This window comes from Marinobacter sp., assembly GCF_048269445.1.
Classification (GTDB): Bacteria; Pseudomonadota; Gammaproteobacteria; order Pseudomonadales; family Oleiphilaceae; genus Marinobacter.
On record NZ_JBLXIQ010000015.1, the window covers coordinates 1 to 7,006 of the forward strand.

A 7,006-nucleotide genomic window follows, 5' to 3' on the forward strand; every position below is an offset into this window, starting at 1 on the left:
TCCACCAGCGCATTCAGCGCCTGCTGGCCATCATCCAGCCAATCTACGGTGTGCTGGTCTGCCCGCAGCATATCCAGCATGGTTGTGCCCAGAAGTTGGTCATCTTCTACCAGTAATATGCGCATTAAGCAGGGCTCGTATTGGAAAAGATCGTCAAACTTTCACACTTCAAATTCGTACTCGCGAAAAGTCATTTTACACAGGCATTCTTAAGCAAGTCTTAACGGATGTTCGGGAGAAACCTTAAGGCCTGTTTAAGAATTCTGGTGTCCGGGCTTAAGGCTCGGTTAAGGCTTGCGCTTTAATCTGACCGCTCACTATCACGGGCACCTTGCCCGAGAGCTGTTGGAGAGCGAACATGACTGATCCGCTAACGATGTCCATACATTGCCCGCCAGATTCACCGGAGCTGGTTCCCGCCCTTCGTTGTGCCGGGCGCTGGTTGAGCGAGATTAGCCCGGGTACCGCGCTGGCGACTACGGTCGCAGAGTTCATTCGGCTGCGGTTTTTGCAGGCCTATGGGGCGGAGCCCGCACTACGGATACCTTTGTTGCTGGCCCTTACCTCGGCTCAGGGTACGCTGTTGGCAGCGGTGGGCGTTCGCGATGCCGCTCTGGAACCGCTTTTTCTTGAAGACTATTTACCTGCCCCGATTGAATCTGTGATGCCGGTGCCGGGTATTGCCCGTGTAAAAATTGCAGAGATTGCCCACCTTGCCGGTGTAGAGGCGGGTGTCAGTAGGCACCTGTTTGCTTCGTTGACAGTGTGGTTGGCGGATGCCGGTTTTGAATGGGTGGTATGCACGGGCACCGATCAGTTGCGGAACAGCTTTCATCGACTAGGGATTGCTACCCGGGTGTTGGCGCAGGCGGATCCGGAGCGTTTGCCCGATAGGGGCGCGGGCTGGGGCCGCTATTATGAGCACCAGCCGGTGGTGATGGCTATCAACGTGGCCGACAGTCTCAGCAATCTGCGTCAGGCAAACCTGCTGCGGCGTATTCGGCCGGTACAGGCAGGCTCTGGCTCAGGCGAATCAGAGCAAGGAGGCGCTTATGGCAACCTTGCCTGAACTGCTCCACCGGCAGGCGCTGGCGCACCCTTCGCGCATCGCCTTGCGCGGGCCAGAATCAGATCTCAGTTACCAACAGATGATGCAGGCCGCAGAGGCTGTGGCGGAACAGTTGCGCCTGCGGGGCATAAAGCGGGCAGGAGTGTGTGGAGACAACACCATTGCCTGGATACTGGCCGATCTTGCCTGCCTGCTAGCAGGGGTTGTGTGTGTGCCAATTCCGGCGTTCTTCTCAGAAACTCAGGTAGCGCACCTGATTGAACAGGCAGGCTTGCAAGGCCTGCTATCCGGCAAAGAGCCCGGGGAGAGTGAGTTTCTGGCCCGGAGTGTCTGGTTGCACCGATTGCCGGGCCCTTCCGAAGCACCACGGATGCCGGGAGGCACGGCCAAAGTCACCTTCACCTCGGGCAGTACCGGTAGCCCCAAAGGCGTGTGCCTGTCGCTGGCGCAAATGACCGCAACCACCCTTGCCCTGAAAGAGCGGCTGGCGGGCGTGGAACTGCACAACCATCTATGCATTCTGCCACTGGCCACGCTGTTGGAGAACATTGCCGGGGTATATCTGCCGTTGCTTATGGGGGGCACCGTTAACGTGGTGCCACTGGAGCGTCTGGGGATGACTGGCAGCAGTGGCCTGAACCTGAACCGGCTGGTTGAGGGCATTCACCAAGGCCAACCCCAGTCCCTGATACTGGTGCCGGAGCTGGCGATGGCACTGGTGAGCGCCGCCGAGCAGGGGCAACTCGACAGCCGCTCAGTCCGTTTTCTGGCGGTTGGCGGTGGTCGGGTTTCCCCGGAACTCCTGCACCGTGGCCGTGCCGCCGGCTTGCCTCTGTACGAAGGCTACGGCTTGTCGGAGTGCAGCTCTGTGGTGGCCTTGAACGTGCCGTCTGCCGAGTGCGAGGGCAGCGTGGGTAAACCACTGTCTCACGTGCAGGTGAGGGTGGATTCCGATGGACACATCCGGGTTCGCGGCAATACCCACCTCGGTTATCTGGGCGATCAGAAAGCGCCGTGTGATTGGCTGGATACCGGCGACCTGGGGGCGCTTAGCACGGGCGGTTTCCTGTCGGTTAATGGCCGTTCAAAGAATCTGCTGATCACCAGCTTTGGCCGCAATATTAGCCCGGAGTGGCTGGAAAGTGAGTTGGTTCAGGGGCTGGACATTCCACAGGCGGTTGTTTTCGGGGATGGTGAACCGCAGCCCACAGCGCTGCTGACAGTGACCGATGGGCGCTCGCCTGAGGCTGTTGCCCGGACTGTAGAGCAAATCAATCAACGTCTCCCGGATTATGCCCGACTGGCCAGTGTGTATATCCGCCGTAAACCACTTCGACAGTCTGAAGGGCTTATCACCGCAAACGGTCGCCCGGTGCGGGCGCAGATTCAGGCGCATTTGCCAGCCCTACTGGCAGAAGCCTTTCCCCTGTTTATTTCAACATCATTTACTCATCCGCAAGGAGAATCACACATGGAATTTTTCGACAGGTTGCAGCAGGAAACCGCAGAGGCACGGGCTCACGTTACCGGCGCGCCGGTGGTTAAAGCCATCGGCCATGGCGATTTTAGCCTTGAATCCTATACCTGGTTTCTGACCCAGGCATTCCACCACGTAAAGCACACGGTGCCCTTGATGATGGCCTGTGGTGCCAGATTGCCCCGGCGCCTGGAGTTCGTCCGAAAAGCACTGGTTGAGTACATTGATGAAGAGTACGGCCACGACGAGTGGATACTGAACGATCTGGAAGTCTGTGGTGCCGACAGGGAATCCATTCGCACCGGCAAACCGGATCTGTCCATTGAGCTTATGGTGTCCTATTTGTATGACCAGATTAACCGGGGCAATCCGGCGGCGTTCTTCGGAATGGTTCAGGTGCTTGAAGGTACGTCCGTAGAGCTGGCGACCCCTCTAGGCGAACAGATTCAGAAACTTCTGGGGCTGCCAAATCAGGCATTCAGTTACCTGTATTCCCATGGCGCTCTGGATCAGGATCACTTCGAGTTCTTCCGTAACCTGATGGACGGCATCACGGATCCGGATGATCAACAGGCGGTTATTGATGCTGCCCGTGTGGTGTATCGGCTTTATGGCGATATGCTGCACAGCATCCCGCTGCCTGCCACTCGCAAGGAGCCGCACCATGAGGCTGCATGATCGCGTTTTCCTCCTGCTGGGGGGCACTGGCGGCATTGGCGAGGCTCTGGTGGAACTGCTGATTGGGGCAGGTAGCCGTGTCATCGTGGCATCCCGGCATCCGGAGAATATCGGGTATCGGGAAGGCGTGTCCCCGGTATACCTGAATCTTGCTGCCATGGATCTGGATCAACAACTGGTGCGCTTGAGTGAGGCTTACCCGGACATCGACGGCGTGATCCATTGCGCCGGGCAGAATCGCTTTGCTGAGCTCGCTGCGATGGCAGTCAGCGAACTTGACGCCCAATTCAGTGTAAACCTGCGCTCTGCCATGCTTATGGCCAGACATTTTGTGCCCCGATTTCGGAGGGCTGGTAGCGGCGCTCTGGTCTTCGTAGGGTCGACGTTTGGCAGTATCGGGTTTCCCGGGTATACGGTCTATTGCGCCACCAAGTTCGGCCTTCGGGGGTTCACTGAAGCCCTGCGACGGGAACTGGCGGATACGGCGCTTCAGGTGGTTTACGTCGCACCCAGAGCCACCGCCACGGACATGAACCCGGAAGCGGTCAATGAACTGAATCGTGCGCTGGGCAATCAGGTAGATACGCCACAAGCCGTAGCATCGGCCATTTTGAAAGCCATGGAAAACAATGACCGCCGCCGCTTCCTTGGCTGGCCCGAAAAACTTTTTGTGGTGATTAACGGGATATTGCCGCGCCTTGTTGATAAAGCCATGCTCAAGAAACTGCCGGTGATAAAACGCTTTCTCAATACAGGAGTACTGCAATGAAGTGGCTGATTCTGATGATGGCTTGGGTGATCGCCATGCCGCTGTGGGGCGCAGATTTTGAGACCGAGCTGACCGGAATTCAGCAGCGTTGGGCAGAAATTCAGTATCAACTGCCAGAGGCCAAACAGGAAAAAGCGTTTGCAGGCCTGGCAACCGATCTGGAAGCATTCGTTGCCCGCCACAACGACCGTGCGGAGCCTCTGATCTGGCAGGGTATTGTGTTGAGCACCTATGCCGGTGCAAAAGGTGGTTTGGGCGCGCTCGGGCTGGTCAAGGATGCCCGTAAATCGCTGGAAGCCGCTTTGGCCATTGATGCCGACGCGCTCGACGGCTCGGCCTACACTTCTCTCGGTAGCCTTTATTATCAGGTACCCGGTTGGCCGTTGGCCTTCGGGGATGACGACAAAGCCCGTGACTACCTGCAAACAGCGCTCGCCATGAACCCTGAGGGTATCGACGCGAATTACTTCTTCGGTGATTTTCTGCTGGAACAAGGCGAGCCGGAGCGGGCAAAAGCCTACTTCCGTAAAGTCCTGCAAGCACCCGCAAGGCCCGGGCGAAGTCTGGCGGATGCAGGTCGCCGTGAACAAGCCAGAAAGCGTCTGGAGGCTAACTGACAGGTTTCGGGCACGGCTTTTGATCGCCCGCAGGTCGGGCGCGACTTCCCCGCTTCTTCAACGCCTCAAACCCGATAATCACATCCATCAGTTCGTTGGTAATTTCCGTTTGCCGAACTGACCGAAGCTCACCCTCTACCACTTCAATGCGTTCATCCACCGATTGCTCAGCCTGCTGCATCAGAGCCAGTCGGGCGGAATTTTCGGTCACCATGGCTTCGGCCGAGGCACGAAAAACGCTGGCGAAGATATGGCTGCGAATCAGGGATGATAACAGCGCGCCCGCCTCCATGGTGTAATCCGGAAGTGAGCGTGAGTCCCATTGTTTTTCACGCTGCAGCAGAGAAGGCGCAAGGGGAAGAAGGCTCTGTATGGTCGGCTCCCGCGTGCCATGTTCGCCGCGCTGGGTAAATGCCAGAGTGACGGCCAGATGGTGCAAAGGTTGGCCCCGGCTAAAACGGTCTATACGGGTAACGATATCTCCAGCAAGACGGCCTATACCTTCGGCAGAGGCCGGAGGCAGCAATACTGCTTCGGGCAGCAGGTCCTGATCATCCAGAGCATCGTTCATTTGTGCACCGATGCAGAACAGGCGCTGCTTGCCGATTGTCTGGCTCTGACAATGGTGCTGGACCACCTCTGCGAGGGCTTCGTTGTAGTTGCCGCAAAGCCCGTGATCGGAGCCAAATACGATCACCAGATGCTCCCAAGCCTCTTCCTGCTGCAGGTTGATACCGCTGGTTCGGTAAGCAAAGGCCGCAAAGCCTTCCAGTATGGTCTGGTGATAGGCCTCAATGGAGCGGGCGGCATGGTCATATGGCGCGGCGTTAATCGCAGACAGTGTTTTCATGGTGTGAACAATGCCGCGAATGCTGGTGAGGGTGTCGCTGTGCCGGGTCAGCGTCTCAAGTGTCTGGGGCACGGCTGACCTCATTTGCACTTTCAGGGTTCGCGGCCAGAGCTTTGCGCGCCGCCGTGATAATTCGTTTGCGGTCTTCCTCGTTTAAACCTTTGTTTTCACTGATGCGCTCATCGATGAATTGGAAGTGCTTTCGGGCAACGGTACGGATGCGGTCCATGGCATTGCCCAGTTGCTCTTCGGGCAAGGCATCGAAAATCCCTTCCATAGCGGCAATCAACACCGCCAGCTGCTCTGCGGCGGGCATGGGATCGCGTTCGGCCTGACGCATGGCGGTACGAACGGCCGCACCGCGAGTTAGCCGGGCGCGGGTGGTGTCGTCCAGTCTTGTGCCAAAGCGGGCGAAGTCTTCCAGTTCTTCGAACTGCGACAGTGTGACCCGCAAGTTACCAGCCACTTGCCGTAAGGTGCGGCTTTGGGCTTTGCCGCCCACGCGGGAAACGGACAAACCCAGATCCACAGCGGGGAACTGGTTTCGGCGCACCAGTCGCGGTGACAGGTAAATTTGTCCGTCGGTAATGGAGATCAGATTGGTGGGAATGTAGGCAGACAGGTTCTCCGCCTGGGTTTCCACCACGGGCAAGGCGGTAATCGAGCCTCCACCCGCTTCCTGAGTAAACTGGCCGGCCCGCTCCAATAAGCGCGCATGAACATAGAAAATATCGCCGGGGAAAGCTTCGCGCCCCGGTGGCCGGCGCAACAGAAGTGACAACTCCCGATAGGAGCGGGCGTGGTGGGTAAGGTCATCAAAAATGATCAATACATCCCGACCCTGATCGGAAAAGTATTCTGCCATGGCCATAGCGGAATAGGGCGCGATGTACGCCAACCCCGGTGTTTCTTCGTCACCGGCCGACATCACGATGCTGCGTGCCAGCATATTGCCTTTTTTCAGGGCCGCGATAACCCGGGATACGGCATCACCGCGCTGGCCGATAGCACAATAGAGACAGATAACATCCGAGCGCGACTGGTTCAGCATGGTGTCTATGGCAATGGAGGTTTTGCCAGTTTGTCGGTCACCAATGATCAGCTCACGTTGGCCAAGACCCACAGGTACGGCGGCATCAATGGCTTTGAGGCCCGTGGCCATGGGCCGGGAAATCGCCGAGCGGGTGAGAATGCCCGGTGCTTCTGCTTCAATGGGGGTTTCTGTTACAGCGGTGATAGGCCCCAAACCGTCCCTCGGGCGGCCCATGGCATCGACCACGCGCCCGAGAAACGCCGGGCCTATTGGCACGCTTACCACCTTACGGGTGCGGCGCACATCCTCACCCAAAGTGATGAGCTCGGAAGGCCCGAGAAGAATCACACCGAGCCGACCAGGTTCCAGATCCAGCACTATACCTTGAATGCCGCACTCAAAAATCAGCAGCTCATCGGCCAAGGCACGAGCCAGGCCGGTCACAATTGCAACACCATCGCCCACTTCAGTGACCCTGCCGACCTCAGTTAATACCGGCGCAGGCGCGGGCGC

General features: G+C 58.0%; 6 protein-coding genes and 1 pseudogene. 4 read left to right on the forward strand and 3 right to left on the reverse strand.

The window, feature by feature from the left end:
• Positions 1-125, reverse strand: a pseudogene (locus ACN0XM_RS18940) (DNA-binding response regulator); the annotation flags it as partial.
• Positions 126-358: 233 nt separating this feature from the next.
• Between ACN0XM_RS18940 and ACN0XM_RS18945 the strand changes: the two are divergent.
• The 4 genes from ACN0XM_RS18945 to ACN0XM_RS18960 are packed head-to-tail and all read left to right on the forward strand — an operon-like array spanning position 359 to position 4,610.
• Positions 359-1,069, forward strand: a complete 711-nt coding sequence (locus ACN0XM_RS18945) for a thermostable hemolysin (RefSeq protein WP_417520404.1) — start codon at positions 359-361, stop codon at positions 1,067-1,069.
• Positions 1,053-3,224, forward strand: coding sequence for an AMP-binding protein (locus tag ACN0XM_RS18950; protein ID WP_417520405.1), 2,172 nt, complete (start codon positions 1,053-1,055; stop codon positions 3,222-3,224). The genes ACN0XM_RS18945 and ACN0XM_RS18950 overlap by 17 nt, the downstream gene beginning before the upstream one ends.
• Positions 3,211-3,993: an SDR family oxidoreductase gene (locus tag ACN0XM_RS18955; protein WP_417520406.1), complete on the forward strand. Its 783-nt coding sequence runs from the start codon at positions 3,211-3,213 to the stop codon at positions 3,991-3,993. The genes ACN0XM_RS18950 and ACN0XM_RS18955 overlap by 14 nt, the downstream gene beginning before the upstream one ends.
• Positions 3,990-4,610 carry a tetratricopeptide repeat protein gene (locus tag ACN0XM_RS18960; protein WP_417520407.1) on the forward strand — a complete coding sequence of 207 codons (621 nt, stop codon included), beginning with the start codon at positions 3,990-3,992 and terminating at the stop codon, positions 4,608-4,610. The genes ACN0XM_RS18955 and ACN0XM_RS18960 overlap by 4 nt, the downstream gene beginning before the upstream one ends.
• On the opposite strand, the gene ACN0XM_RS18965 is transcribed toward ACN0XM_RS18960, so the two are convergent.
• Complete coding sequence (locus tag ACN0XM_RS18965) at positions 4,603-5,532, reverse strand: F0F1 ATP synthase subunit gamma (protein WP_417568489.1); 930 nt, start codon at positions 5,530-5,532, stop codon at positions 4,603-4,605. The two genes, ACN0XM_RS18960 and ACN0XM_RS18965, sit on opposite strands and share 8 nt — an antisense overlap.
• Positions 5,516-7,006 (reverse strand): F0F1 ATP synthase subunit alpha (locus tag ACN0XM_RS18970; RefSeq protein WP_417568490.1); only part of this gene is annotated, 1,491 nt, incomplete at its 5' end. The genes ACN0XM_RS18965 and ACN0XM_RS18970, both read right to left, overlap by 17 nt.

Excerpts from the sequence above, each read along its gene's own strand:
- ACN0XM_RS18945 (WP_417520404.1), top strand. The coding sequence starts at position 359 with ATGACTGATCCGCTAACGATGTCCATACATTGCCCGCCAGATTCACCG.
- ACN0XM_RS18950 (WP_417520405.1), top strand. The coding sequence starts at position 1,053 with ATGGCAACCTTGCCTGAACTGCTCCACCGGCAGGCGCTGGCGCACCCT.
- ACN0XM_RS18955 (WP_417520406.1), top strand. The coding sequence starts at position 3,211 with ATGAGGCTGCATGATCGCGTTTTCCTCCTGCTGGGGGGCACTGGCGGC.
- ACN0XM_RS18960 (WP_417520407.1), top strand. The coding sequence starts at position 3,990 with ATGAAGTGGCTGATTCTGATGATGGCTTGGGTGATCGCCATGCCGCTG.